The 26,446-nt window shown below is 62.2% G+C and carries 23 protein-coding genes and 1 pseudogene; 13 read left to right on the top strand and 11 right to left on the bottom strand.

Annotation, left to right across the window (positions count from 1 at the left end; genetic code table 11):
- Window positions 1-296: 296 nt before the first annotated feature.
- The 3 genes from IEW02_RS23165 to IEW02_RS23155 form a co-directional block, all read right to left on the bottom strand.
- A complete protein-coding gene (locus IEW02_RS23165) occupies window positions 297-1,652 on the bottom strand; it encodes an MFS transporter (protein ID WP_188547432.1) in 1,356 nt (451 codons plus the stop codon).
- A 62-nt stretch (window positions 1,653-1,714) separates the two neighbouring features.
- Window positions 1,715-2,149 carry an aconitase X swivel domain-containing protein gene (locus IEW02_RS23160; RefSeq protein WP_188547429.1) on the bottom strand — a complete coding sequence of 145 codons (435 nt, stop codon included), beginning with the start codon at window positions 2,147-2,149 and terminating at the stop codon, window positions 1,715-1,717.
- Window positions 2,146-3,492, bottom strand: coding sequence for an aconitase X (locus IEW02_RS23155; protein ID WP_268236780.1), 1,347 nt, complete (start codon window positions 3,490-3,492; stop codon window positions 2,146-2,148). Before IEW02_RS23155 ends, IEW02_RS23160 begins: the two co-directional genes overlap by 4 nt.
- A gap of 82 nt (window positions 3,493-3,574) precedes the next feature.
- Between IEW02_RS23155 and IEW02_RS23150 the strand changes: the two genes are divergently transcribed.
- A complete protein-coding gene (locus IEW02_RS23150) occupies window positions 3,575-4,495 on the top strand; it encodes a LysR family transcriptional regulator (RefSeq protein WP_188547427.1) in 921 nt (306 codons plus the stop codon).
- 642 nt (window positions 4,496-5,137) lie between these two features.
- A complete protein-coding gene (locus IEW02_RS23145; RefSeq protein ID WP_229746259.1) occupies window positions 5,138-5,764 on the top strand; it encodes a GIY-YIG nuclease family protein in 627 nt (208 codons plus the stop codon).
- 65 nt (window positions 5,765-5,829) lie between these two features.
- On the opposite strand, the gene IEW02_RS23140 is transcribed toward IEW02_RS23145, so the two are convergent.
- Window positions 5,830-6,429, bottom strand: coding sequence for a hypothetical protein (locus IEW02_RS23140; RefSeq protein ID WP_229746258.1), 600 nt, complete (start codon window positions 6,427-6,429; stop codon window positions 5,830-5,832).
- Window positions 6,430-6,985: 556 nt separating this feature from the next.
- Between IEW02_RS23140 and IEW02_RS23135 the strand changes: the two genes are divergently transcribed.
- From IEW02_RS23135 to IEW02_RS23115, 5 genes are all read left to right on the top strand, one after another.
- The gene (locus tag IEW02_RS23135; protein WP_188547425.1) at window positions 6,986-7,153 is read left to right on the top strand and encodes a hypothetical protein; all 168 of its coding nucleotides are present in this window, start codon (window positions 6,986-6,988) and stop codon (window positions 7,151-7,153) included.
- Window positions 7,154-7,289: 136 nt separating this feature from the next.
- Window positions 7,290-7,658: a hypothetical protein gene (locus IEW02_RS23130; RefSeq protein WP_188547423.1), complete on the top strand. Its 369-nt coding sequence runs from the start codon at window positions 7,290-7,292 to the stop codon at window positions 7,656-7,658.
- Between the two features lie 71 nt (window positions 7,659-7,729).
- Window positions 7,730-8,131 (top strand): hypothetical protein, encoded by a 402-nt coding sequence (locus tag IEW02_RS25495; protein WP_371829991.1) that lies wholly within the window; start codon window positions 7,730-7,732, stop codon window positions 8,129-8,131.
- A gap of 650 nt (window positions 8,132-8,781) precedes the next feature.
- The gene (locus tag IEW02_RS23120) at window positions 8,782-9,984 is read left to right on the top strand and encodes a cytochrome P450 (protein WP_188547419.1); all 1,203 of its coding nucleotides are present in this window, start codon (window positions 8,782-8,784) and stop codon (window positions 9,982-9,984) included.
- The gene (locus tag IEW02_RS23115; protein WP_229746257.1) at window positions 9,981-10,958 is read left to right on the top strand and encodes a PDR/VanB family oxidoreductase; all 978 of its coding nucleotides are present in this window, start codon (window positions 9,981-9,983) and stop codon (window positions 10,956-10,958) included. Before IEW02_RS23120 ends, IEW02_RS23115 begins: the two co-directional genes overlap by 4 nt.
- Window positions 10,959-11,188: 230 nt before the next feature.
- On the opposite strand, the gene IEW02_RS23110 is transcribed toward IEW02_RS23115, so the two are convergent.
- The 4 genes and pseudogenes from IEW02_RS23110 to IEW02_RS23095 all read right to left on the bottom strand — a co-directional run bounded on the left by IEW02_RS23110 (window position 11,189) and on the right by IEW02_RS23095 (window position 15,859).
- A complete protein-coding gene (locus IEW02_RS23110) occupies window positions 11,189-11,476 on the bottom strand; it encodes a hypothetical protein (RefSeq protein WP_188547418.1) in 288 nt (95 codons plus the stop codon).
- Window positions 11,466-12,298 (bottom strand): annotated as a pseudogene (gene folP, locus IEW02_RS23105) (dihydropteroate synthase). The gene IEW02_RS23110 and the pseudogene folP overlap by 11 nt, the downstream one beginning before the upstream one ends.
- Window positions 12,299-12,570: 272 nt before the next feature.
- Window positions 12,571-14,484 (bottom strand): FAD-binding monooxygenase, encoded by a 1,914-nt coding sequence (locus IEW02_RS23100; protein ID WP_188547416.1) that lies wholly within the window; start codon window positions 14,482-14,484, stop codon window positions 12,571-12,573.
- A gap of 1 nt (window position 14,485) precedes the next feature.
- Window positions 14,486-15,859, bottom strand: coding sequence for an MFS transporter (locus IEW02_RS23095; protein WP_188547414.1), 1,374 nt, complete (start codon window positions 15,857-15,859; stop codon window positions 14,486-14,488).
- 126 nt (window positions 15,860-15,985) lie between these two features.
- Here IEW02_RS23095 and IEW02_RS23090 point away from each other — a divergent pair, with 126 nt between their 5' ends.
- Genes IEW02_RS23090 through IEW02_RS23065 form a run of 6 tightly spaced genes read left to right on the top strand, consistent with a single transcriptional unit; the run spans window position 15,986 to window position 22,508 of the window.
- Entirely contained in the window at window positions 15,986-17,482 is a 1,497-nt protein-coding gene (locus IEW02_RS23090) for a fumarylacetoacetate hydrolase family protein (RefSeq protein WP_188547412.1), read from the top strand.
- On the top strand, window positions 17,461-18,150 hold the full coding sequence (locus IEW02_RS23085) for a GntR family transcriptional regulator (RefSeq protein ID WP_188547410.1): 690 nt from the start codon (window positions 17,461-17,463) through the stop codon (window positions 18,148-18,150). The genes IEW02_RS23090 and IEW02_RS23085 overlap by 22 nt, the downstream gene beginning before the upstream one ends.
- Window positions 18,151-18,181: 31 nt before the next feature.
- The gene (hpaE, locus tag IEW02_RS23080) at window positions 18,182-19,714 is read left to right on the top strand and encodes a 5-carboxymethyl-2-hydroxymuconate semialdehyde dehydrogenase (protein WP_188547408.1); all 1,533 of its coding nucleotides are present in this window, start codon (window positions 18,182-18,184) and stop codon (window positions 19,712-19,714) included.
- Between the two features lie 34 nt (window positions 19,715-19,748).
- Window positions 19,749-20,900 carry a 3,4-dihydroxyphenylacetate 2,3-dioxygenase gene (gene hpaD / locus IEW02_RS23075; protein WP_188547407.1) on the top strand — a complete coding sequence of 384 codons (1,152 nt, stop codon included), beginning with the start codon at window positions 19,749-19,751 and terminating at the stop codon, window positions 20,898-20,900.
- A gap of 34 nt (window positions 20,901-20,934) precedes the next feature.
- Window positions 20,935-21,720 (top strand): 2-oxo-hept-4-ene-1,7-dioate hydratase, encoded by a 786-nt coding sequence (gene hpaH / locus IEW02_RS23070; RefSeq protein ID WP_188547404.1) that lies wholly within the window; start codon window positions 20,935-20,937, stop codon window positions 21,718-21,720.
- A complete protein-coding gene (locus IEW02_RS23065) occupies window positions 21,705-22,508 on the top strand; it encodes an HpcH/HpaI aldolase family protein (protein ID WP_188547402.1) in 804 nt (267 codons plus the stop codon). Before hpaH ends, IEW02_RS23065 begins: the two co-directional genes overlap by 16 nt.
- Before the next feature lie 152 nt (window positions 22,509-22,660).
- Here the strand turns inward: IEW02_RS23065 and IEW02_RS23060 are convergent, their stop codons facing one another.
- The 3 genes from IEW02_RS23060 to IEW02_RS23050 form a co-directional block, all read right to left on the bottom strand.
- Window positions 22,661-24,016: an aminomethyl transferase family protein gene (locus IEW02_RS23060; RefSeq protein ID WP_188547400.1), complete on the bottom strand. Its 1,356-nt coding sequence runs from the start codon at window positions 24,014-24,016 to the stop codon at window positions 22,661-22,663.
- A 79-nt stretch (window positions 24,017-24,095) separates the two neighbouring features.
- Window positions 24,096-25,025, bottom strand: coding sequence for a VOC family protein (locus IEW02_RS25490; protein WP_188547398.1), 930 nt, complete (start codon window positions 25,023-25,025; stop codon window positions 24,096-24,098).
- Window positions 25,026-25,035: 10 nt separating this feature from the next.
- Window positions 25,036-26,085, bottom strand: coding sequence for a fumarylacetoacetate hydrolase family protein (locus IEW02_RS23050; RefSeq protein WP_188547396.1), 1,050 nt, complete (start codon window positions 26,083-26,085; stop codon window positions 25,036-25,038).
- Window positions 26,086-26,446: the final 361 nt, after the last annotated feature.

Here is a 26,446-nt window from a genome sequence, read left to right as displayed (position 1 = left end):
GGAAAGATAGTAGTCGCAAGGAGATGGTTGTAGATGTCGGTGAACCTGCATTTCAGAGCCAGATCCGTGTCGCGTTCAAGTGGGGTTTGGGCCGGTAAATTGCAAACACGAGGGGCGAGCCATGCGTACTAGAACGCCACCGGAAGGTCGAGTTCCTGCATGAGACTTCGGACAGCCCTTGAGGCACCACTGAACGCTTCACTCGCGACCGCAACCATGACCGCACACCGCCCGCACTCGGCCGAGTGGCCAGTACGGGCGGTGGCGCAAAACTGGTGCCAGTATCTGGCGGTGGCTTAGCGGCCGTTCAATACGTCGTCTCGGACGAGTTGCTCACGGGCGCCCTGGCGCCCCCATCCACCGGGGAGCTTGATGACACAGATGATGGAGACCAGCGAGGCCAGAACCAGGTATGCGACAACGGGAGAGCTCGATCCGGAGTAGGCGTACAGCGCCGTCGCGATGGTCGGTGCGAACGCCGATCCGATGAGTTGGGACAGCGTGTAGCCGATGGACACGCCCGAATACCGCACGTCCGATCGGAACACCATCGAGAACAGCGATCCCGTCACACCGGCGGCCGGAGCCATGGCCACACCGAACACCATGACCAGCGCCGCCATGAAGAGCCACCGGTCACCGGTCTCGATCAACTTGAAGGCGGGCCAGATTGTCACCGCCATGGCAATGGCCCCGGTGAGGTACATGGTCTTGCGGCCCAGTCGGTCCGAAAGGGACCCGAAGACGGGGTAAAGGACCACCGCAACGATTCCTGCCACGAACACTCCCAGCAAGGTCGACGTGCGATCGATGCCGGCAACCGAGGTGCCGTAGGAGACCAGATAGGCCATGCAAATGTACGAGAAGACGCCCTGGCTCAGGAACGTTCCCGCCACGAGGAGGATTTCGCGCCGATGACTCCGCCAGGCCTCGGCTGCAGGAACTTTCACCACCGCGTTCTTTGCTCGCACAGCGGCGAAGTCCGGACTTTCCGAGAGAGACAATCGAATCACGAGCCCCACCACGATCAAGACACCACTGAATAGAAACGGAAGCCGCCAGCCCCAGGACAGGAATTGAGCGTCGGGCAACTGGGATACAGCGAGAAATGCCATCGTTGCGGTGGCAGTTCCGGCAGGAGCGCCCATCTGGGCAAACGATCCGTAGAAACCCTTACGCGCCGTCGGTGCGTGCTCGACGGCCATCAATGTGGCCCCGCCCCACTCACCGCCCACCGCAAAACCCTGAGCCAACCGTAGAAGTGTCAGAAGTATCGGTGCCGCGACGCCGATCTGTGCGTAGCTGGGGAGCAGACCCATCATGATCGTCGCTGACCCCATGCCTACCAGCGAGATGACGAGCATCCTCTTGCGGCCCAATCGATCGCCGTAGTGGCCGAAAACGATTCCACCGATCGGTCTGGCAAGGAACCCGACGCCGAACGTCGCGAAGGACAAAAGTACTCCCATCAATGGCGAGGCGTCGGGGAAGAACAATGTCGGAAACACGAGTGCGGCGGCGGTGCCGTATATGAAGAAGTCGTAGTACTCGACCGTCGTTCCGATGAAACTGGCGAGTGCGACTCGAAGCGGAGATGTTCTTTTCGCCGGCGCTTCAGTGCCTTGACCTGTGCGAGGTAGACGAGTGGTCATCGAATGTCCTTCGAGGGTTGGTGGTCGGCTGCCGGGTGGCTCTAGCCGTGAAAATTCTTGACTCAGTGAACGAGAACTGATCCGTCCGAACGAATTTCGACTTCGACGCCATCACGAACTGCATCGAGAAAATCCTCGCCCAATTGGTCGACAGCGACTATGCGGTTTCCGTCCCAGATGTCGGCGAGCAGGATGCCGGCTGCAGAGATCGAGTCGATGTGGCCGGAGTAGAGCATCGCGCTCGGGGCAATGCCCAGTTTCGCTGCACACTGCAGGATCATCCCGCCGGTGGTGGACCCTATGGACTGAGTCAGACACAGTACCTTTCCGCCGATCTGCTTGCGGTAGAGGTCTGGGTTGTTCTGATCATGGCAAACCGGATCCGCGGCGGCGATCCCGGCGAAATAGGTTGCAAGAGTGTTGAACCCTCGCCGCGTCACCACGCATTCGCCGCGAGTCGAACCTGCCGTGATGACTCGTCCCGTGAAAGTCCTCACGACGTTGCTCCGTTCGCGGACTCCATCGCCTGGCCGTTCCCATGGACGATTCGATGCAATACGACGTCGTCGCGAAAGAAGCGGCTGGTGGTGTAAGTGCGCAGCTTGGTCGAGTTCGTGATGACGGGGGCCCCCGCGGACGACGGACAATTCATGTGCAACGCGGGGCAGAACGTGGAAATCGTGATGCCCGCCGCGATGGCCCGCTCGTACTTTCCGGGGTGTTCCGAGCGAAACGCACGTACGGCGTGGGGCGCCGTGCTGAGTATCGTACGAATGGAGACATGGCTTTTCCCATTGTCTTCGAGCGAACCGACAATCGAGTCGACAACCATGCTCAGCTGCTCTCGTGAGAGATGAGGGCACCCGATCAACGCCGTCTCTGGTTCGGTGTTCCGACGCGGTTCGGACACGCGTTCGGAACCGGCCGTGGGGACGATCGTGTCGTCGTCGATGACGGCGGACGCGAATCCGCCGGCCAGCAGGGTCGTGCCGAGGCGAATCGCCTCTGGAGTCACCTTGTCGATGTGAAAAAGCCCGACGGCACCGCTCGATGCCGTCGCCGCACCGAAATCCTTGAGGTAATCGCGGGCGGCCGCAGGAGGGAGATCGGTCAAAAATCGGTCCAGACCGGTGATGTACGGGACGCCCTCGACGACACGGCGACCGATCTCCGAGCCGAGGACGGTCGCCGGCGGAAGGACCGTCGTCCGCACGTCTATTTGCCACGTGGCAAGTCGGCCGGAGTCGAGCAACAAACCGAACTCCGGCGCACGGCCGGCGATCGCGCCCATCAACTCGATCAGACCGGAATTCCTGTTCGTACGTGCGCCCAGAACGGAATTGGCGAACACCACAGCCGAGGACTCCGCCCAAGAGAGGATGTCTCCCTCCCCCGGCGTGTTACCCGTCTCCGGCAGATAGGCCGTACACGAGAACGCGTCTTCGTCCTTGAGTCCAAGAGCTCTCAGTTGTGCCTCGTACCGGTCCTGATGCGGGTACAGCGCGCGGATGTCGCGCATTTCGGCGTCGGTGTACGGCACGGCGTCGAAGTCGTAGGGACGTGGGTCGACCGTGAACGGCTCGACCGTCCTCGCTCCGGCCGCGATCAGTGTGTCGAGCAAGTCGAATGCAGCCTCCAGTCCGGCCATCCCCATCGAGGTGACCACATGGGTTGGACCGTCGAGTGGCACCAGTCGGCGAGCGCCAAAAAGCTCGCCATACCGCACCAGCGTCTTCATCACCTTGCTCATCGCTTCGCCCGAGTCCCCGTCGAGCATCGACTGCTCGTCTGGGGTGAGCTGTATCGATGAGGTCGCAGTGTGATTCAAGTCTCTTTTCACAGTTCACAGCATGTCCGACCGCATCGATTTCGTCTAACGATGTTTTTCGAACTGAATGATCGTTTTATGCGATCATTGACAAGTGGATTTCAGGCACCTCGAAACCTTCCTCGCCGTTGTCGAGCAGCGCACGTTCGCGGCTGCAGCCGAGGAGATCAACACCGTGCAGTCGACCGTGAGTGCGAACATCAAGGCCCTGGAGAGGGAGATGCGCGCCGCGCTGTTCGACCGCTCAGCCCGTACCGCGGTGCTGACTCCTGCCGGTCGAGCTCTGGTTCCCCGAGCCAAAGCCCTGGTCGATCAGTTAGCTCTGACCAGAAAGGAATTGTCGGACATCGGTGACAGCATCGGCGGCCGACTACGCGTCGGAACGATCGGCTCCACTGAACCGATCGAATTACCGAAGGTGTTGAAGCAGTTCGGCGACGCCAACCCCCACGTCATACTGGAGGTGTTGTCGGACTCGGTCGGAACCGCCGGTCTCGTCGAGCGACTACGCCGCTCCGAGATCGACATTGCGTTCATCGCCAATCGGTTGCCCGACCGGCCAGGGCCCGTGCACGATTGGCTCGTACGCACGCTCCTGGCTGAAGGCGATCTTGTTTTCATCGCCTCCCCTGGTCATCCATTGGTCGAGAGGACCGACCTACAGTTGGCGGATCTTGCATCTCAGATTTGGATCGAGTCGCCTTCAGGCCAGACGAATCGGACCATCACCGACGAAGCCTTCCGGGCCGCTGGCCTGAGCCGAACGGTCAATCTGGAGGTGGCGGAGCCTGCGAAAGTCCCCAATTATGTTGCCGCCGATATAGGCATCGCTGCGGTCCCGGACTTCATCGCACACGACAGAACGGACGTTCGTGTTCTGCGGGTGGAGGGTGTGAAACTGAAGTGGTCCATTGCCATTGCGCGCCACAGCGAGCGAAGCTCGACTCTCATCGAAGCGTTCTGGAACCAATTCGAGGAGCGAGCACGGAACCGACAACACGGACTTGAACAGTAGGGACTGGCACCCTCCATTGCACAGCAACTCTATCGTTCTGCCGTTACCCCGGTAGAAGAACGCGGTACCGGACACAGCATCGCTACCCGAGACCATCGCACTCGACACACGAGTGCCAGGTCATCACTTACTCATGACTTTCAGCGCGAATCCACCTGAACGCCGGTGAATTCAACGGGAAATATCACCGAATAGACACCTGTTCAGACGGACTTTCGTGAGTTCATACGAACGAACCGAGGGTCGCCCGGCGTAGACACTGGGTCCGGGGTTCGAGTCCCTGTGGGCGCACAAAAAGGCCCTCTGACCAGCGGAAACGTTGGTCGGAGGGTCCTTTTCTTTGGACCTACGGCACCGTAGGTCATGACTTACTCATGACTTTCAGCGAGTAAGTCATGAGTGAAACCCGGCCGAAACGGTCAATCGGCGGTACGTTTCCCCAGGTCGCGACAAATCCGGGCCGAGTCGAGCACTCGACCCCCAATGCGGTTGTCCAGTGGCGATATTTCCGCCACGGTTCACGGTCGTCCGCCGACGTTCGACGGCTTGGCTCAAGATTCAGGTTGCCGCCCAGAGACCCGACTCACTCATGGCGAACGCCGCAGCGTGTGATGCCGAGCAGGATCGACACTGCGCGTCAGCATGATCGCCATGCAGGACGTTCCGGACCACGCGGCCGAGTACCTCGCAGCCGTTCAGCACTCCCGCGAGTCGGTGTTGACCCGCCCCTCCCCCGTACCCGCGATCGCCGGCGTCTACGGCTGGTGGTTCCGGGACATCTCACCAGGAGTACCGGCCGACGGATGCACGACCAGCAACGGCCTGACCCTGCTCTACACCGGCATCAGCCCGAAAAAGCCACCGACGAACGGCAAACCCCCGAGCAGCCAGACCATCCGACACCGGATCCGCACCCACTACAGCGGGAACGCAGAAGGGTCCACGCTCCGACGCACCCTCGGGTGCCTCCTGCACAGCGACCTCGGTATCGAACTACGTCGGTACGGCTCAGGGAAGCGCTACACATTCGGGATCGGAGAACAAAAACTCAGCCAATGGATGGCCGCCAACGCCTACGTGTCGTGGATCGAACACGAATCGCCGTGGGAAGTCGAGGACCGGCTGATCGAACACCTCAACGTCCCGCTCAATCTCGATGGCAACAAACACAACTCGTTCTACCCCACGCTGAAGACAGTGCGAGCCGCCGCGGTAGCTCGTGCCAATTCGATACCCGTGCTTGCCAACCCAGGCGTCGGCGGCCGCTGACTCCAATCCTGTGGCGGGGGGCGGTAGAAGTCCGTCCAGAACCTGAAAGAGGCCCCTGTCCCGGTTTATCCACCGAAGCGTTCGCACAGCGGTCCGGTGATGTACCCGGCCTCGCAGCCGCTCTGGGTTTGAATATCCCCGCTCGTCGGTTCCTGCCCGCATGCAAGGCCGCAGCGTTCGTACCCGTTCACCACACCGTCACCGTTACGATCCTCTTCGGCGATATACGGATACCCACCGCCCGGATTCGGGTTGCTGGGCGCAGGGTCGTCGTTGATGCATGCCGGGTCGGTGGACGACGAGGTTCCGTCCGTGTACACAGCCGTTTCGGGATAATCGCAGTACCACAGGAACTTCGGCGCGGGCGGAACATATGTGTCGCAGCTGCTTTCGTAGCCGGTCGTCCCATCCGAGTACAACGCCGTTCCGGACTGGTACAGCGACAAGTCACCGCATTCGAACGTAATCGGCGCCGGTTCCGGCGCCACCACCGGCTCGACCGTCGTCGACGGGACAATCGGCGTTGCCACGCTGGACGACGCGGCGGGAGCTGTCGTACTGGTCGACGTGGTGGCGCTGACGGTTGGAGTGCTGTCGCTACCGCACCCGGTCAGAGCAACTGCCCCGAGTGTGGTGACAACGGCCAAGACGATTCTGAGGTTCATGAACACTTTCGGTGAAGCGGCCGCAACGGCACGAGCGGGAAGCTGAACAGTCAGCCTGACGATGCGGATATCGCCCGAACCCGCCAGTCCGTTTCACGACGACTGAGATCGGAACCGGAATCGACCGCCTATGAATGGATCGGCTGTAACACCAGCAACGCGGGCAGCGCTTGTGAGAGGTGCATTCGAAATCGGACAAGGTCGCTCCGCACTCGGACTGCGGCCATGCCCAGGCCGGAGTCTGCGACCGGCACGGTCGACTCCCTAGCGACGAAAGTGAACTTGTGAGATCGACACTCGCTGTCTTGGTTCCGGCCTCGATCCTTGCTCTGACGCTGTCAGCATGTGGAGGTGGGGAGGAACTTCCGAACCTTCACCCACCACATCTGTGACGACAACGGTGTCCAGCGAGGCGACGACGCCACCGTCGTCCACCACGGCCGCGGTCGCTCCACCGGAGGCACCAGCACCTGTTGTGCCGGAACCGACTCCCGTCACGATTGTCGGGTGCCAGTCAGGGTATGACCCAGTCGCGACGACCTGGTCGGACAGGACCGTGACCGGATACTCGGACTACTGCCAAAGCGTGCGCGACGAATTCCTGCAGGAACAAGTAGTTCCGGAGCCAGGGCCGACAGAGTACGTGTGCGAATCCGGGTACGCGTGCGGCATCACCGAAGCCGACGGCGTGGTGTGCGACGAAACCGGCTGCCACGCAATCTGAATCTCGGCATTGAACGCCGTCGCCCATATGCTTTACTGCGACATCTCGTGCCTTGAGTTCAGCAGTAGAAATTGAATATAAATGCGTCTTGGTCTGTTGCCAACTAACCCAGCCAAGGATGTGAAAAGGTACCCGAGTGCGCATCTCCAAGGATGAGACTATTGCCGGTCTGCCCGCTTCCGAAGCCCGAACCTTGGCCCGCTGCTTTCGGATCCCCCACATTGCCGGAGTCGGCGCAGAATCCCTCCACATTTCTCGGGGTGAAGCCGACGCTGCGCTCGGACAACCTGTGGCTGCTGCATATCTTGAACGAACAGGTGCCGACACCGACTACTGGGTAACGACAACCAGCGGAAACGCTCTGGCGCTGGCTTCATTCGCGCGGCCCATTACTCGTAAAACAGCGGACCGCTACGTAGAAGAGATCGTCGACCGCGCGGGGACATACAACTCAGACCCGACTAAACTGCTTACAATCGATCGCCTGTATGTTTTTGGCAGCTAACTTGATTCGGATCGCGCCCACGTGGGCGATGTGGATATTGCTATCGAGATCCTTCGGCGCCAGAACGACGATTGGACTTCTCAGTCGCGCGCCTACGTGGCTCAAACCGGGAGATCTTCGAGTATTTGAAGCCAGGTCGCGTTCTCGGGGTTCTGTTCAACGTCGTCGGTGCAACGACACTGATCCTGTGGACCATCGTCGCGGTATCGCACATCATCCTTCGCCGACGTGCGCAACGAGCAGGCTCAGTGACCCGTGCACCCATGTGGGGATTTCCGTACACGTCCTACCTCGCACTCGTGATGCTTGCGGTGATCGTTGCATTGTCAGCTACCAACGCACCGACACGAACACAACTCCTCGCCACTTTCGCAACGGCTGTGGTGATCGCGGTCTTCTGTCGCGTTTTTGCGAAGCCGACCAACAACGATGGACGCAAGGACTCGGGGACGAGTCTCACAATGCCGGCATGATTCGCATGATTCGCATGATTCGCACGACCGCTCGACATGGATTCTCTTAGCACGGGTTGGCGACTCACGAGCACTCCGATTCGACTCCCACTCCTGTCGTCACGCCGTCATCGCTCACGCACCGTGCCTGGTCCTCAAAACTGGACTAGGTGCAGCGCGCCCACACATGGCGAGGAGGCCATTTCGTCGAATAAATAAGTGGCGACGGCGATTTCGGTGAGCAGATAGTGCCATCCGATTCGTCATCGCGGCGAAGGACGCTCTGCGCCGTGAGAATTCTGAGATACGAAGAGTTAACGACATTCTCGAAACTCCGACAGCATTTTTCGCGGCGGCGTCCCTCCAAGATCGAAGAACCGGCGTCGACACTGATGTTCTGGCTGGTCAACCTCGCTGATGCCGTTGCCCAATGCGACCACCACGCCTCGCCACTCCGACGTCGGGAGTGTCGTCGGCACTCGCGGCGGGTATCGGACGCAACATCGCCTGCTTCGTACCGGGTGAGCCTCGAGTACCCGCCCGCGCGGGACCTATGCGCGGTACCGGAGCCGATACTCCTCCCGCATGAGTGTCACCACATTCTTGGTGGTGGACCCCGACGGTCGATGGTGATCGGATCTGTTGTGCACGTCACACATTGAGGAGAGTCCGTGTCTACTACGCCCAACACCGCCGACGTCGGAGTCGATCAGTTCAGCGCGCACACCATGTCACCGAATCGGGCACTGGAAGTGTTCGACGAGGCGCGGTCACGTTGCCCCGTCGCGCACAGCGAGGAGCACGGAGGTTTTCATCTCATGCTCGCCCACTCGGCGGTCAGGACGGCGGCCGCTGACCACCGCAGATTCTCTTCCGAGCCACAGGTGTTGCGCCCCGTGTTGCCTCGCGCCCCGCTTGCCGCGTTGGAGATGGACCCACCACGACACGGTGACTGGCGAGCTTTGTTCGATCTCGCCGTCACCCCACACGTCGTCAAGGTGATGGAACCCCTGGTTCGAGTAGACGTGCAGAGGCAGATCGGCACTTTCGTCACGAACGGGACGGCCGACCTGGTGGCGGAACTTGCCGAAGTGGTTCCGGCGGAGGCGATCTGCCGACTCGTGGGCATTGACGGAGACCTCATTCCCGAAGTGCGGGACCGCGCGATCGCGATGTTCGCCGCGCTGGGTGACCCGGCGGAGTTCGGCGCGCGGATCGGAGCCTTTGCAGAAATTGCGCTGAAGGAAATTCATGAACGACAAGAAAACCCCCGCGACGACTATCTGACCTACCTGACAACCGCACGAGTCGACGGAAAGCCTCTCGACGACGACGGTTACATGTCGGTCCTCACCGGCTTCCTCGGCGCGGGCCATCACACGACCACCTCCGGAATCAGCAGTCTCATCTATGAAGTGTTCAGTCGTCCCGACGTTCGCGACAGGCTCATCGCCGATCCAGACCTCGTACCGGTCGCGGTGGAGGAGGCATTGCGACTGCGGCCCCCGTTCTTCGGCTTCTTTCGCCGTGCGACGCTCGACTCCACGGTTGCCGGAGTGGACATCCCTGCGGGCGCTGACGTCTACCTGGGATGGGCAGCAGCCAATCGCGACCCGGCGGTCTTCGAATGCCCGGCAGAATTTCGACTCGATCGCGGGCGCAATCGCCACTTGGCCTTCGGGGCCGGCCTCCACACATGCCCCGGTGCTCCGTTGGCCAGGATGGAACTCCGCGTATGCCTCGAGGAACTGCTGTCGCGCCTGCCTGATCTGGAACTGGAATCGGCCTCGCCGGACTACGTGTTCACCGGTGGTGACTATGCACACATCAGCAAGCTCACCGCGCGTTTCACCCCGGTGGGAGCGACATCGTGAGCATCGGCATTCCCTCGTGGATGCGGCCCGCCGAGACTGCGGAGCCCGTCAAGACGATCACTGTCGAAGTTCTGGCTCGCCGCGGTGTCGCCGACAACGTCGTCGAACTGACGATCGGTGGCCGCGGCCGACTACCGGAGTGGACGCCCGGATCGCATATCGACCTTCACCTTCCTGGCGGCCTGATTCGCCAGTATTCGCTGTGCGGCGACTCCCACGACTTGGACACGTACCGCATCGCTGTGTTGCGTGAATCGCGGGGCCGGGGTGGGTCCGTCCATCTTCACGACACAGTATCGGTGGGCTCCGTACTCGCAATTTCAGGTCCTCGCAATCACTTCGAACTCGAGTCCGCCGCAAAGTATGTCTTCATCGCAGGTGGCATCGGTATCACCCCATTGCTTCCGATGATCAATGCTGTCAACGATCGCGGTGGCGATTGGACCCTCGACTACTGCGGACGTACGCGATCGACTATGGCCTATGCAGATCGGCTGGCCGACGACTCTCGGGTGCGCATCGCCAGCGCCGACAATGGCCGCCGACTGGACGTTCGACACCTGCTGGCAGAGCCGGACCCGGGTACCGCCGTCTACTGCTGCGGTCCGAAGAGTCTCTTGGACGCGGTAGACAAGGAATCAGCGGCGTGGCCCGAAGGCGCTATCCACACCGAGCGATTCACACCGAAAGACGTCGATCTGCCGACCAGCTCGTTCGACGTTCGCCTCGCTCGTTCGGACTTGTCCCTACACGTGCCCGCCGAACGAGCTTTGATCGATGTTCTCGAGGATGCAGGTGTGGTTGTTCCGGCCTCGTGCAGAGAAGGAACATGTGGTACCTGCGAGACGATAGTGCTGGACGGAACTCCTCAACATCGAGACAGCGTATTGACGCAAGCCGAGCAGGACGCCGGCGATAGCATGATGGTCTGCGTATCACGTTCGTGCGAAGCGCCTTTGCTGCTCGACCTGTAAGGTTCGATTCACATTACGGCGCGGGTTTCGAACCTGTCGATTTGTACTCGGCAACCACCAAATGAAGAACTCGCGCAGGTGGTTTCCGGCGCGGTGGTGATTTAGATCTGACGCGCTGCGCCGGCTAAGTCCCACCCGCGTACGGGGCGGGAACTCCAGCAACAATTTCGATAACAGGTTACCTGCCGCATGATGCGAAATGGCAACGGACACTAGGCGAACGATTCACTTCACGCCCAGCGGTGCCCCCGTCGGCCATAAGGGCCGGCCGCCACCTTAGCAACGAGTTGAACACCGCCACATCCGGAGTACGTCTCCAGCGACTCGGCGGGCACTGTTCCCACGCGCAGAACTCCACTCTCGATCAGCCTGGCCCGCTCGATGCCCGGTAGACATCCGCGCCCGAGCGAAACCATGGTTCCGGCCATCTCCCTGCGCATGATTTCGATCAGGTGGAAGCTCACCGGTTGCGCGTCCGTCACGACCTCACCGAAACACCCTTTCTCTTCAACGCTCACCTAACGTCCGTACGGCCAACGACTGGCTCGAACGGTCCTGCGGACTCCTACGGTCCAGCATCGACACCACGGCGATCGCTTCGACGGACGGTGCCACCTCGTGTACCCGCACTCCCCACACTCCCGCCCGCGCCGCCGCAACGGTCACCGCGACTGTGGCCGGGTCTCGGTCCGCAGCGGGACGCCGATCCCCGTTCATCAGCACGGACGCCAGAAATCCTTTTCGGGATGCCCCGATCAACACCGGAAATCCCATGCCCACGAACGTATTGAGGTTCCTCAGCAACTCCCAGTTCTGCTCACCCACCTTGGCGAAACCCAAACCCGGATCGAGCACGAGACGAGAAAGGTCGACACCCGCGTCGAGCGCATCGTCGACACGCATCGACAATTCCTCACGCACCTCCGACACCACGTCGGTGTAGACCGCAGCCGAATACATGTCCCGGCTGCTCCCCCGAGAATGGTTCAACACCCACTTCACGCCGGTGTCGGCGACCGTCGGACCCATATCCGGGTCCGCCAATCCGCCGCTGACATCGTTGACGATCACCGCCCCCGCCGCCGCGCCACGACCGCGCGCGTGGTGTCGATACTGACCACCACACCCGCCGCGGACAGCTCGCTCACCACCGGAAGTACCCGCGCGAGTTCGACTTTCACATCGACACGCTCCGCACCGGGCCGGGTGGACTCGCCGCCCACGTCGATCACCGCTGCGCCCTGCTCCCACAACGCCACACCGCGCCGAATCGCCGACTCCGTGGTGTCGAACAGACCTCCGTCGGAGAACGAATCGGGGGTGACGTTCACGATGCCCATCACCGAGCACGCCGCGTCAGTCACAAGCGCCCACTTCGACGCGGTCGACCAACACCCGGACACGGCACGGTCAACTCCCCGGCCCGCACCGGTTCGCTGGGTACGAATCCGGCAAAAGCGCTAACCACATCGGTGCCGCCCTCGTCGACGCGGGTGCGACCCGGTTGCCGAACAAGCGGTTAACCCACTCGTAGGCACTGCTCGGCAGGACCGACCCCGTCGCGCCCAGAACGCGCATTCGCGACAGATCGGCACTGACTGGCCATCGGTCGTCATACCAATTCCTCCGTCTGGGCTGCATCGGGCTGCGCGATCATGATCGCGGCGAAGAAGCTCGCCAGCGATGCGGTGGCATCGAGCGACAGAACTTGTGCCACATACTGATCCGGGCGTACTACGACTATGGCGCCGTCGCGGTCGATGCCGCGCTCGTCGAAGATGTCCGTTCCGGGGCCGGCGGCGAACACGTTCTCGTAGTCGGTCAGCTCGAATCGCCCCACCGTGGGCAGGAACGCCGCGGGAACCTCTCCCAGATCGATCTCGACATGCGGCTGCTGGTGAACGACCTTGATGTCGAACATGCTTTCGGCATCATGGCCGGGCGGCGTGTAGCGCACGACCGGAGAGTCCGGGGACTTCAGGAGCCATGACGCGAGGTGTGAGACCGCGGGGCCGGCGCTGCCGGCGGCATCGGCGAAGACGTAGATCCGCCACCGTCCGTCCGCGCGATGTTGGTGGCCGAGATGGACGGGATTTCCGTCGCAGACCCTGGTCACCTGGACCGACTTGAACCGCTTGCCGATCGTGAAACCGGTCGCGCGATGCTGGTGCTCGCCGTCGTCGATGATCATCGACGGTGCGTACTCGGTCATGAAGCCCGCCGGGAACTCCGCCGTCTTGACGTAGAACTCCTCGAGCTCCGACGGACTGTCGAAATCCTCGGGGCGAGTGGCCATCATCGACGACCACTGCTTGTCGAAGTCGATAAGATTCTGCGCGATGACCTGCCTCTCGGCGGTGTACGTCGAGAGCAATGACTCCGGACTACGTCCCTCGAGGACGTGCCCCAACTTCCACGCGAGATTGAATCCGTCCTGCATGGACACGTTCATGCCTTGTCCTGCCTTGGCGCTGTGCGTGTGGCAGGCGTCCCCGGTGATGAACACGCGTGGGGTACGCACGCCCACCTCCTCCGCGGGCACATCGTCGAAGCGGTCGGTGACACGGTGGCCGACCTCGTAGACGCTGTGCCACGCCACGTCTCGGACGTCGAGCGTGTACGGGTGCAGGATCTCGTTGGCCTGCGCGATGATCTGCTCGATGCTGGTGGTGCGGACCTTGCCGTTGTCGTCCGGTGCCACCTCGCCGAGGTCGACGTACATGCGGAACAGGTGCCCGCCCTCGCGGGGGATGTGCAGAATGCTGCCACCGGAGCCGGACTGGATCGCGCACTTGGTGCGGATGTCGGGAAAGTCGGTGACGGCGAGCACGTCCATCACACCCCACGCGTGGAAGGCTTTGTCTCCCACCGGTCGGCATCCGATGGTGTCGCGCACGGCGCTGCGGGCGCCGTCGGATCCGACTACGTACTTGGCACGCACGGTGCATTCCTGGCCGGCGTGCTCGCCGCCCGTGCGGACCAAGGTGACGACTACCGGGTACTCGCCTTCGCCGATCTCGAGAGTGCGGAACTCGTATCCGAAGTCGGGTCGCATCCGGGTGGGGGCATTGGCCATGAACTCGGCGAAATAGTCCAGGACCCGCGCCTGATTGACGATCAGATGCGGGAACTCGCTGATTCCGACGGCGTCGTCCGGAGTGCGCGCGGTGCGCACGATGCGCGACGGGTCCTGCGGGTCCGGCTTCCAGAACGCCATCTCGGTGATGCGGTACGCCTCGGCCGTGATCCGGTCGGCGAAGCCGAACGCCTGGAAGGTCTCCACGCTGCGCGCCTGGATGCCGTCGGCCTGCCCGATGGCCAGTCGGCCGTTGCGCTTCTCGACGATGCGGGTAGTGACGCCCGGGAACTGCGAGAGCTGGGCGGCGGTCATCATGCCTGCCGGTCCCGTTCCGACGATGAGAACGTCGATTTCGTCGGGCAGGTCGTCGGGCCGATTCACTCCGACGCCCGCGGCAGGCTGAACGCGAGGGTCGCCGGAGACGTAACCGTGGTGGTGAAATTGCATGTCAGACCTTTGCCGTTGTTCTGATCGGACTCACTGATTGTTCGGCCTCGTGGTCCGGGCCGAGGGGAATTCCCTTGCGATCGCGTAGCAGAAGAGTCGCGACGACACTGACGAGGACACCCGCCACGAGGTAGGCGGTTACCGCGGTGGTACTTCCGGTTGCACGCACCAACGCGGCGGCGATCATCGGAGCGAATGCGCCGCCCAGGATCGCTCCGACGGCATAGGAGATCGACACACCGGAGAAACGCACCGAGGCGGGGAACAGTTCTGCGTACAGCGCAGCTTGGGGACCATAGGTGAAGCCGAGGCCGATGGTCAGCAGCACCAGCCCCAGGAGTAGCAACCAGATGTTGGCCGTCTCGACCAGAGGGAAGAGCGGAACGAGTGCCCCGAGCAGAAGTGCCCAGCCGAGCAGGTAGGTCGACCTTCGGCCGATCCGGTCACTGACCGTCGCGCCGATCCACGTGAAGATCAGCCAGGTGATAGCCGACCCCGCGACCGCCCACAGCACGGGCCCGCGGTCGAGTCCGACGGGGCCGTCGGGGTTCGTCGCATAGTTCTGGATGTAGCCGCCCGTGGTCATGTATCCGACGGCACTGTTCCCCGAGAAGACCAGCGCAGCAACGATGACGAGCTTCCAATGGTGGCGGAACAATTCCACGATCGGTGTCTTCGTCTGTTCCTTCCGGTCGGCGATCTCGAGGAACACCGGACTTTCCTCTACCCGTCGGCGAATGTAGTGCCCGATCAGAATCAGCACCACCGAGAGCAGGAACGGCACCCGCCATCCCCACTGCAGGAACTGCTCTCCGGGAGCGACGAAGGTCATGAGCGCCATGACACCCGACGCGAGCAACAGTCCGAGGGGGACGCCGACCTGCGGTGCGGCTGCGTAGACACCGCGCTTGTGGCTCGGAGCATGCTCGGCAGCCATGAGGACTGCGCCGCCCCATTCACCGCCGGCGGAAATGCCCTGCAGGATCCGCAGCACGATCAACATGACCGGGGCGGCGACGCCGATGGCGGCGTAGGTGGGCAGCAACCCGACGAACGTCGTGGCCACGCCCATCAGCACCAGCGTGACCATCAAGACGACACGGCGCCCGTATCGGTCTCCGTAGTGGCCCGCCAGGAAGGCGCCGATAGGGCGGAACAGAAAACTGATGCCGACGGTGAGGAAGGAGAGAATGGTCGCCACACCCTCCCCCGCGGGCTGGAAAAACAACTGCCCGAAGACAAGTCCCGCCGCTGCGGCGTAGACGAAGAAGTCGTACCACTCGACCGTGGTGCCGACGACGGCCGCGAACACGACGCGTCGACGTTCTCTGTCCGTGATGGGACCGGAGTGTTCCGGCCGCTGAGGTGCACTCATTGCTGGCTCCTTGGTTGTCCCACACCTCGTGTGCCACAGGGCTCGAGGGGGATCCATTGCGATCTGCGTCACTTATCGTATATGATTTGAAATACGATGCAAGGCCCGAAAGACGCAGGAGACCTCATGACCACCGATGTAGCGCCGGGCGCCACGGATTCCGTGGAGCCTTCGATGCGGCCGGGGAAGATCATCGCCGTTCACCTCAGCTACGCATCGCGAGCCGATCAACGCGGTCGGCGCCCAGCGCACCCGTCCTACTTCCTCAAGCCGTCGAGCTCGGTGGCGATGACCGGCAGCACCATCGAACGGCCCAGTGGCACAGAGCTATTGGCCTTCGAGGGCGAGATCGCGGTGATCATCGGTACCGCGGCGCGCAGTGTCGGCGTCGACGACGCCTGGAGCCATGTCAGCGGAGTGACCGCGGCGAACGACTTCGGCATCTACGACCTGCGCGCGAACGACAGGGGCTCCAACGTCCGCTCGAAGGGGGGTGACGGCTTCACTCCGCTCGGACCCCGAGTCATCGACGCACGCCGCGTCGACCCGGCCTCCCTCCGCATCCGGACCTGGGTCAACGGTTCCCTCGCGCAGACCGACACCACCGCCGGCATGATCTTCCCGATCGCCCAACTCGTCGCCGACCTGTCCCAACACCTCACCCTCGAACCCGGCGACGTCGTCCTCACCGGAACACCCGCGGGCTCCTCCGTCGTCGTGCCCGGCGATAAAGTCGAGGTCGAGGTCGACGTCCCCGACTCCCCCGCCGAGCTCAGCTCAGGCCGGCTCACCACCACCGTCGTGCAGGGCACCACCCCGTTCGACGACACCCTGGGTTCGACACCCGCTGTCGACGATGTCCAGCGACGCGAGGCCTGGGGGTCGGCCGAGGCAGCTGGCCTGCAGGCACCCCCACCCGCCTTCGAACTGACGGACACGCTGCGCGCCAAACTCGTCGAAGTACCCGTCGCCGGCCTGTCCCAGCAATTGCGCAAACGCGGCCTGAACAACGTGACGATCGACGGTGTCACGCCTCTGACCGAAGGAGTGAAGCTGGTCGGCACCGCGAGAACCCTGCGGTTCGTGCCCAACCGCGAAGACCTCTTCGACTCGCACGGCGGCGGCTACAACGCCCAGAAGCGCACTTTCGATGCCGTCGAGTCGGGCGAGGTCATCGTCATCGAGGCTCGCGGGGAGAAGGGTTCCGGCACCCTCGGTGACATACTCGCGCTGCGTGCTCGCGCCCGCGGCGCAGCCGGAATCGTCACCGACGGCGGCGTCCGAGATCGCGACGCCGTCGCCGACACCGGCCTGCCTGTCTTCTCAGCCGGCCCGCACCCGGCCGTCCTCGGTCGACGCCACGTTCCGTGGGACCACGACGTCACCATCGCATGCGGCGGCACGACCGTGCAGCCCGGTGACGTCATCGTCGGCGACAACGACGGAGTCATCGTCATCCCTCCGAATCTCGTGCAGGAAGTCGTCGATGCTGCACTCGCGCAGGAGAACCAGGACGCCTGGATCGCCGAGCAGGTCGCGGCCGGCCACGCTGTCGACGGGCTGTTTCCGCCGAACGCCGAGTGGAAAGGACGGTACGAGCAATGGCGTCAGGACAACCGGTGACCCGGAGCAAGTCCCAACTTGCCTACCACTTCGTCAAGGACCGCATCGCACGTCAGGAGTACACGCCCGGGTACCGGCTCGTTCTCGGTTCCATTGCCAAAGACCTCGACATGAGCGTGGTTCCGGTGCGCGAGGCCATCCGGCAACTCGAGGCCGAGGGGCTCGTGACGTTCGAACGCAACGTCGGAGCGCACGTAGCAATGGTCGACGACTCCCAATACCGATACAGCATGCAGGCGCTGAGCGTGCTCGAGGGCGCTGCGACCGCGATGGCCGCTCGGCGACTCTCCGACGACGACATCCGACGCGCCCGCTCGGTCAACGAACGAATGATCGAGTCGCTCAGCGACTTCGAACCCCGCCTGTTCACCACGCTGAACCAGCAGTTCCACTCGATCCTGTTCGCCAAGTGCCCGAACCCCCGGCTCGCGGCTTTGGTGGACGCCGAATGGGGCCGACTCGGTCATCTACGCGCATCGACGTTCACCTTCGTACCCGGACGCGCCCGCGAGTCGGTCTCCGAACACGAGGACATCGTCGCGCTGATCGAAGCGAGCGCGCCACTCTCGCGTATCGAGGACGCCGCCCGTCGGCACCGCTCCGCCACCCTCGACGCCTATCTGATCCATGAGCACCCCGGCGAGAGCCTCGGCCTTCCAGACTTCTGACCCGATCCGAAACCTCTCGAACGGAGACCCCATGACCCATACCGTGTCCGACACTGCTCGCCGCCACGTCCCGGCGGACCTTCCCACCCGCATCCAGCACTACATCGGCGGGCAGTTCGTCGACTCGGTCGACGGCGACACCTTCGACGTCCTCGATCCAGTGTCGAACGAGGTCTATCTGCAGGCCTCCGCCGGCAAAAAGGCCGACATCGACCGCGCTGTCGCTGCAGCCCGCAGAGCGTTCACCGACGGCCCGTGGCCGACGATGTTGCCGCGCGAACGTTCTCGGATCCTGCACCGCATCGCCGACATCGTCGAATCCCGCGACGCACGTCTGGCCGAGCTCGAATCCTTCGACTCCGGACTGCCGATCACCCAGGCACTCGGACAGGCCCGACGCGCGGCAGAGAACTTCCGCTTCTTCGCCGACCTCATCGTGGCGCAAGCGGACGACACCTACAAGGTGCCCGGTCGACAGATCAACTATGTCAACCGCACCCCGATCGGAGTCGCCGGACTGATCACGCCGTGGAACACCCCGTTCATGCTCGAATCGTGGAAGCTGGGCCCCGCATTGGCCACCGGCAACACCGTCGTGCTCAAGCCCGCGGAGTTCACCCCGCTCTCGGCGTCGCTGTGGGCCGGCATCTTCGAGGAAGCCGGGCTGCCCGACGGTGTCTTCAACCTCGTCAACGGCCTCGGCGAGGACGCCGGCGACGCCCTCGTCAAGCACCCCGACGTTCCGCTCATCTCGTTCACCGGCGAATCGAGCACTGGCCAGCTGATTTTCGGTAACGCCGCACCGTTCCTCAAGGGTCTGTCGATGGAACTGGGCGGCAAGAGTCCGGCCATCGTCTTCGCCGACGCCGACCTCGAGGCAGCAATCGACGCCACCATCTTCGGCGTGTTCTCCCTCAACGGTGAACGCTGCACCGCCGGCAGCCGCATCCTCGTCGAACGCTCCGTCTACGACGACTTCGTCGAGCGCTATGCGGCACAGGCGAAGCGCGTGAAGGTCGGCTACCCACACGATCCCGCGACCGAAGTCGGTGCCCTCGTGCACCCCGAGCACTACGACAAGGTCATGAGCTACATCGAGATCGGCAAGTCCGAGGCGCGTCTCGTCGCGGGCGGCGGCCGGGCCGACGGGTTCGAGCAGGGCAACTTCGTCAGTCCCACCGTATTCGCCGATGTCGCACCGGACGCCCGCATCTTCCAGGAGGAAATTTTCGGACCCGTCGTGGCGATCACCCCGTTCGACACAGAGGACGAAGCTCTCGCGCTGGCCAACGGCGTCAAATACGGTCTGGCGGCCTATGTTTGGACCAACGACCTCAAGCGATCACACAACTTTGCCCAGGCCATCGACGCCGGCATGGTCTGGCTGAATTCCAACAACGTGCGAGACCTGCGCACCCCGTTCGGCGGCGTCAAGGCGTCAGGACTCGGGCACGAAGGCGGATACCGCTCCATCGACTTCTATACCCAGCAGCAGGCAGTGCACATCACCCTCGGCAAGGTGCACAACCCCACCTTCGGCAAAGCCGACGTAGACCACCACTGACCCCACGCCATTTCTCCTCCCCAAGGACCTCGACATGATCCTCACCCCCGCCTCACCGGAGCCCGTCGTGACATCGACCAGCCCCGTCCGCTCCACGAATCCCGTGCCGACACCGCAGTCCGCAGCCCCGGACGTCCTTCGCTGCGCGTACATGGAACTCGTCGTCACCGACCTCGAACGCTCGCGCAAGTTCTACGTCGACGTGCTCGGCCTCGTCGTCACCGCCGAAGACGAGAACGCCGTCTACCTCCGCTCGTTCGAGGAATTCATCCACCACAATCTCGTGCTGCGCAAAGGTCCGGTCGCCGGTGTCGCCGCATTCTCCTACCGCGTCCGCAGCCCCGAAGACCTGGACAAGGCCGTCGCGTTCTACACCGAACTCGGCTGCCGCGTGGAACGAAACCCTCACGGGTACAACAAGGGCATCGGTGATTCGGTTCGCGTCGAAGATCCCATCGGCTTCCCCTACGAGTTCTTTCACGACGTCGAGCACGTCGAACGCCTCGCCTGGCACTACCACCTCTACACCCCCGGTGCGCTGGTGCGATTGGACCACTTCAACCAGGTCACGCCGGACGTTCCGCGCGCGGTGGCCTACATGGAAGATCTCGGCTTCCGCGTCACCGAAGACATCCAGGACGAGGCCGGCACCACCTACGCGGCGTGGATGCGCCGCAAGTCGACCGTCCACGACACCGCGATGACCGGAGGCGACGGACCCCGGATGCACCACGTCGCGTTCGCCACCCATGAGAAGCACAACATCATCGCCATCTGCGACAAACTCGGATCACTGCGGATGTCCGACCACATCGAACGTGGGCCCGGACGCCACGGCGTCTCGAACGCTTTTTACCTCTACCTACGTGACCCCGACGGGCACCGCATCGAGATCTACACCCAGGACTACTACACCGGCGATCCCGACAATCCAGTTGTCACCTGGGACGTCCACGACAATCAGCGGCGCGATTGGTGGGGCACCCCAGTTGTTCCCAGCTGGTACACCGACGCATCGATCGTCCTAGACCTCGACGGCAACCCGAAGCCGGTCGTCGCGAGGACGGACGATTCCGAACTGGCCGTCACGATTGGTGCGGACGGCTTCTCGTACACCCGCAAAGAGGACACCGACGAGATGCCGGACTGGAAGAAGGGCGAGTTCAAGCTCGGCGCACAGCTGTAGCAACGACTCGTTCCTTCACGTCACAGGAGAATTCATGCTCCCCCCGAACACCATCACGGCCATCGCCGACCAACTCGAAGAAGCGGAACGGACGCGGACGATGATTCCGCGACTGACGGCACGCTATCCCGACATGACCTTCGAGGATTCGTACGCGGTGCAGAACGAGTGGCGACGACGCAAGGTCGAATCCGGTCGGCGCCTGGTCGGCCGCAAGATTGGTTTGACGAGCAAGGTGATGCAGTTAGCGACCGGTATCACCGAGCCTGACTACGGCGCGATTTTCGACGATCAGGTCTTCGACAACGGCTCGGTGATCGAGCACGGCCGTTTCTCCAATGTGCGGATCGAGGTCGAACTGGCCTTCGTTCTCGGGAGTCCGCTCGCGGGCCCGACGGCGACGATTTTCGATGTTCTGAAGGCAACGCAGTACGTTGTTCCGGCACTCGAGATTCTCAGTTCGAGGATCGAAATGGAGGGTCGCACCATCGTCGACACGATCAGCGACAACGCGGCGCTGGGAGCGATGGTCTACGGCGGTAACCCGACCGATCCCGCTTCTGTGGACATGCGGTGGATCTCGGCGTTGCTGTATCGAAACGAGACGATCGAGGAGTCCGGGGTCGCGGCCGCGGTACTGAATCACCCGGCGACGGGTGTGGCCTGGTTGGCCAACAAGCTTGCCCAGCACGGCGATCGGCTCGAAGCCGGCGAGATTGTCTTGGCCGGCTCCTTCACCCGCCCGATGTGGGTGCATCGAGGAGACAGCGTCCTCGCCGACTACGGACCGATGGGGACGATCTCATGCCGCTTCGACTGAACACGACGTTCCGGGACGCGCTGGCAGAGACGGACCGGCCGCTGTACGGCGGCTGGGTCACCACCGGTTCTCCGGTGGCCGCCGAGATCATGGCCGGATCAGGTCTGGACTGGGTTCTCATCGACATGGAGCACGCACCCAACGGCCTGGAATCCGTTCTTGCACAGCTCTATGCAGTGTCCGCCTATCCCGTGACACCGGTCGTCCGTGTACCCGTCGGCAATGAAGTGGTGATCAAGCAGGTCTTGGACCTGGGTGCTCAGAACATCCTGGTGCCGATGATCTCGACGGCCGAGCAGGCCCGCGAGGTGTCCGCCGCGGCCCAGTACCCACCAGTCGGACGGCGCGGTGTCGGCAGTGCGCTCGCTCGATCTGCGCGATGGAATCGAGTCGAGGAATACCTGACGAACGGAGCCGACCACGTCTCGGTGTTCGTCCAGATCGAGACCGCCGAAGGGGTAACCAACGCAGCAGCTATCGCGGAAACGCCCGGGATCGACGGTGTCTTTCTCGGACCCAGTGATCTGTCTGCCTCGATGGGGCTACTCGGCCAGCAGAATCATCCCGACGTCGTGGCCGCGGTGAAGGAAGCGTTCGGGGCCATCGCGTCAACAGGAAAGCCCCACGGGGTCAACGCCTTCGTCGCCGAACAAGCCACATCGTACGTTCGCGCGGGTGCGACGTTCGTACTGGTCGGAGCCGACGCCGCGATTCTGGCCCGCGGCTCCGAAGCACTTGCCCACCAATACATCGACTCCGCGACGGACGGCACATCCGCCAGCTACTGAACGAATCCTGTTGTTCTACTTGCTATCTCGGCTATCGCAGTTCATTGTCGATCGGCTCCGAGCTACCTCGTGCAGCTGATCGCATTCGGACGTCACCCTCCCGATGCGATGGACCCGCAGACCACCGCATCGGAACGAGCTTCTGCGTCCAGCTATGTCAGCGTGGCTGGAGACGTCGCCCCCGACGGGATAGTGGACAGGTCGTACGACTTGTTCGACGGCAGGTCGAGATACGGAAAGCGCTCTACTGTTGCGCGAATGAGCTTGATGCGCTGACCGTAATCGCCCCAGTGAATCATGACTTCTTGGCCGACGTCGGCGTGCTCCAGGTCGATTGTGCAGTGTGAAATCATGTGGCGGTAGTAATACGAGTAGACCGCGACCGATGAGACCCCGACCGGGTTCCCGTCGAGGGTGACAAGGTCCGCGTGACCGCCGGCCGGTGACTGCGGAGTAGTAGGGAATTCGAAATTCTTGTACTCCTCGCCCGGATCGAATTGCGAAGCGAAGACATCGACGACGTCGTCCTTGTTCCAACGAAGGGTTACTGTTTTACGGCGGGGAGCGGCCGCTTCCGCCTCGATCGCGCTGCGTCCGGCGAAATCGTGGTCGAATTTCGTCATCCATGCCCAGTTCACTTCCTGCGGTGTTCGCAATCGTGATCGCACATCTGCTGGATCGATACTTCCGGTCATGACAGCGCCGAGAACTGTGGGTCCGAACATGGGATTTGAGACGAATCCACTGTCCACGTATGCTGACGACGTAAACGTGCAGGCCTGCTGCGGGTATCCACCTTCGGTATGGTTGACGACATAAGTCCTCCATCCGAGACGTTTGATTCCGAATTCCGACCCAGCTTTGTGGACTGCGTCGAACACGGTGGGCCCAGCATCGAGCGGGCCACGTAGTTCATACGCCAGGGTCCCGACCATTCCGATCCGGGAAATTTCGATTTCTATGTCAGCGTCCAGACCCGGCAAGCGAATTTTCTTGATTTCGAGGAAACCAACGGTCCGGAGTGATTCGCCGAGCAGTCTTTCGAGCACTTGCAGTGACGTCGGACCAGCAATCTGGAAGATGAATATGTCGCGCGCAGTAAGGTCGACACCCGCGCCAAGAGTCGCAGCTTTGTAGACCGGCCATGGCACTCCGGCCCCGAACATCCGGAAGGATTCTTCGCTGTCTCGAACAGTCAGTGCATGCAGTGCGATCAAGCCGTTCTCGTCTGGCATCACCAGGTGTTTGGACTTGCCGATCTGCCAGTTGTAGACATTGTTGATACTGATTTTGGATAGATAGTCTTGCGCGTGAGGGCCGCTGAATGTGAGCTCGGGAATTCCACTGAGGTTGGAAGCGATGTATGTTCCGGTTTTCCAAGACATCGACTCGTTCTTCCACCCGTCGCTTTCCCATAGGTGAAGGCCCGTTCCGAAATCCACATAAGTCGACCCAAAATATCGAGGTACGTCTTGCAACGTGAGTGGAGCGTTCTCGGTTCCGGTCATGTCCTGCCCTTTCGTGGTAACTGAGACATCCCCACACCACCTGCAGGGACCGTTGTGGAGGCCGACGCGTCTCGGCCAGTCACATCCATTCGGTTTCCCAGCTCTCCGGTGGTTGGGGCCCCCACATGTTCATGTGATACCAGGGTTCGTGACCGGCCGCCGTTGGGGCATAGTCGAACCCGACAGTTTCCATCGTGCTGGTGATCTCGATCCGATTGCCGAACGGGTCGCGGACGTAGATCGAGAGCATGTTTCCCTCGTGATGACGGACAGGCCCGTACTCGGCAGCGTTCTTCAGCATCTGCAAGTTGTCGAGGAAGCGCCAGAAGTCGGCCTCGTCAAGTTCGAGAGCGACGTGGTGAACGCCGTTCTGCCCGGTCAAAATGGCGATCTGGTGGTGAAACTCGTTGATTCGAAGAAACTGTATGAAGAACCCGTCGCTACCGGGGAGACTCACGAAGGTGCTGCTTCGAAAGCCCATGACGGAGAGGAATTCAGTCATGTGCTTGACGTCGGTCGTTCGAAGCTGAAGGTGACTGGTGCGAACATCGATGGCTCCCGGTCGATACTCACCTGACACAGGTGCAGCGGGCGGGTCCGTTTCGGCGCGAACGATTTCGAAGGTGTGCCCCGTTGGAATGGTCAAACTCAAAGTCTCCAGTACGCCTGGCCTCTGACGTTCTGATTCCACTGTGGTTGCGATACCCGCATTGTCCAATTTCGACCCGAGAAGATCGAAAGCTGTCGAGGTACGGGCACGGAAGTTGACCGAAGCGAGACCGGTTCCGTCCTCCCGAAGCCCCAGAATGATTGTGCCCGTAACCGGACTCGCCAGGTAAGCGTGACCGTGTGACGCCTCGACCACTGCGAGACCGAGGACTTGTTCGTACCACCGTATGGCGGTTTCCAGGTCCGGAACACGAATGACAGTGTGGTCCGTGTTCTGCAGCAGACCCTTCCAGCTGATCGTGTCGTCGTCATCGACAACGGGGTGTTCGATCCTGAGCATGTTAACTCCCCTATCGTGAACATACGTCGTAAGGTGGCATCCCGAAGAACGGCGTACGTCCGTCCGTGTCTTCGGCAACCACGTTGTGTCGCTGCGATCCGAGACCGTCGATACGGATGTCGACGACGTCGCCGGGGGTCAGCCAGCGCCCCCCATGTACACCCCCGTTTCCAGGCGGTGAACCCATCATCAGCAGGTCTCCACCGAGCAGCGCCACCCGTTCGGAGGCGTAGGCAAGGTATTCCTCCGGGGAGAAGATCATGTCGTCCGCCGGCCAGTCCTGCATTCGATCGCCGTTCAGATCGAGCTCGATCTGCATGGAGCCGAGAACAGGGAAGAATTGTTTCGGCACGACCATGGGGCCGACCTGTTTGAAGGTAGGTTGCTGTTTCGCGATCCAGTCGGCATTCCACTTGATGTCCGTGCGGCTGTACAGATCTCCGGTGTGCATGTCGTTGCCGATGGTGTAACCCGCGATGTAAAGACCTGCTTCGTCGGGGTTCATCATTCGAGGGGATCCGCCGGCGACGACTACTGTCAGCTCGGCCTCCCAGTCGTGCGCGGTCCCTACCGGAGGGAGCGCAATGTCGTCGTGCGGTCCCACCATCGATCCGAAAGTCGCCAGCCAGATGAACGGCATCCCCTTCGCCCGCTTTTCGGTGACGAACTGCGAATTTCGCGCGAAGAAAGCTTCGTCTTTTTCACCCGGCAACCGTTCTTCCTGGTAAGCACCCGCGTTGAAGGTGTACATCTCGGCTGCATGCTGCCGGTAATTCGACCCCGCACAGAATATTTGAGGGCGTTCTACGGGCGGTAGAACGTCGTAATCTGCGAAATCGACACCGGTGGACCGTGCTTGCCTGCTCACCGAATCCAACTCGTCGAACGTGGCGTCCCATTTCGCATACAGAGCGGTCGAGGAGGAGTAGCGCGAGGAAATGTCGACGACCTCGCCGCCGGGACGTACGAGGGCATTGAACGCCGACTCGCCGAAACACGATAGTCTCGCGAGCCCGAAGGTCCCCTCACTCAAGCCTGTTGGCGAATCGGATTCACTCATGTCGAGTCCTCTTCCTGTCGTTGCCGAGGCGCCGCCCCGAAATTGCTGCGGTGCTGCACCTACGGCCGGAGTCGATGACCGGCGCAAGTACCACTGGATGCTGTGTAGGTGGTGTCATTCGAGCCGTCCGTGACAGACCTTCGCATCACCACCGTGACGAGGGTAACACGGTACTGGACGGCTCGTATCGCATTGGGGCGTCCAATTCCGAGACGGCCTGGTGATGGAATCGGCACCGTCACAGGCGTTTAGGTCGAAATACGCCACGGTCTGGCCAAGCCGCGCTGAGGTGGAGCCGACCTATTTGCCGGTCAGTCCGCCCAGTGCCAAGGTGACGATTGGTCCGCGAACCGGGCCTTCG

The organism is Rhodococcoides trifolii, assembly GCF_014635345.1.
Classification (GTDB): domain Bacteria; phylum Actinomycetota; class Actinomycetes; order Mycobacteriales; family Mycobacteriaceae; genus Rhodococcoides; species Rhodococcoides trifolii.
Note: the sequence above shows the minus strand (reverse complement) of the source record. Positions and strands in the feature narration are given on the sequence as shown.

What these genes read in the sequence shown, in the direction of transcription:
- IEW02_RS23165 (WP_188547432.1), bottom strand. Translation starts at nt 1,652, where the DNA reads ATGACCACTCGTCTACCTCGCACAGGTCAAGGCACTGAAGCGCCGGCG.
- IEW02_RS23145 (WP_229746259.1), top strand. Translation starts at nt 5,138, where the DNA reads ATGATCGCCATGCAGGACGTTCCGGACCACGCGGCCGAGTACCTCGCA.
- IEW02_RS23140 (WP_229746258.1), bottom strand. Translation starts at nt 6,429, where the DNA reads ATGAACCTCAGAATCGTCTTGGCCGTTGTCACCACACTCGGGGCAGTT.
- IEW02_RS23100 (WP_188547416.1), bottom strand. Translation starts at nt 14,484, where the DNA reads ATGCAATTTCACCACCACGGTTACGTCTCCGGCGACCCTCGCGTTCAG.
- IEW02_RS23095 (WP_188547414.1), bottom strand. Translation starts at nt 15,859, where the DNA reads ATGAGTGCACCTCAGCGGCCGGAACACTCCGGTCCCATCACGGACAGA.
- IEW02_RS23090 (WP_188547412.1), top strand. Translation starts at nt 15,986, where the DNA reads ATGACCACCGATGTAGCGCCGGGCGCCACGGATTCCGTGGAGCCTTCG.
- IEW02_RS23085 (WP_188547410.1), top strand. Translation starts at nt 17,461, where the DNA reads ATGGCGTCAGGACAACCGGTGACCCGGAGCAAGTCCCAACTTGCCTAC.
- hpaE (WP_188547408.1), top strand. Translation starts at nt 18,182, where the DNA reads ATGACCCATACCGTGTCCGACACTGCTCGCCGCCACGTCCCGGCGGAC.
- hpaD (WP_188547407.1), top strand. Translation starts at nt 19,749, where the DNA reads ATGATCCTCACCCCCGCCTCACCGGAGCCCGTCGTGACATCGACCAGC.
- hpaH (WP_188547404.1), top strand. Translation starts at nt 20,935, where the DNA reads ATGCTCCCCCCGAACACCATCACGGCCATCGCCGACCAACTCGAAGAA.
- IEW02_RS23065 (WP_188547402.1), top strand. Translation starts at nt 21,705, where the DNA reads ATGCCGCTTCGACTGAACACGACGTTCCGGGACGCGCTGGCAGAGACG.
- IEW02_RS23060 (WP_188547400.1), bottom strand. Translation starts at nt 24,016, where the DNA reads ATGACCGGAACCGAGAACGCTCCACTCACGTTGCAAGACGTACCTCGA.
- IEW02_RS25490 (WP_188547398.1), bottom strand. Translation starts at nt 25,025, where the DNA reads ATGCTCAGGATCGAACACCCCGTTGTCGATGACGACGACACGATCAGC.
- IEW02_RS23050 (WP_188547396.1), bottom strand. Translation starts at nt 26,085, where the DNA reads ATGAGTGAATCCGATTCGCCAACAGGCTTGAGTGAGGGGACCTTCGGG.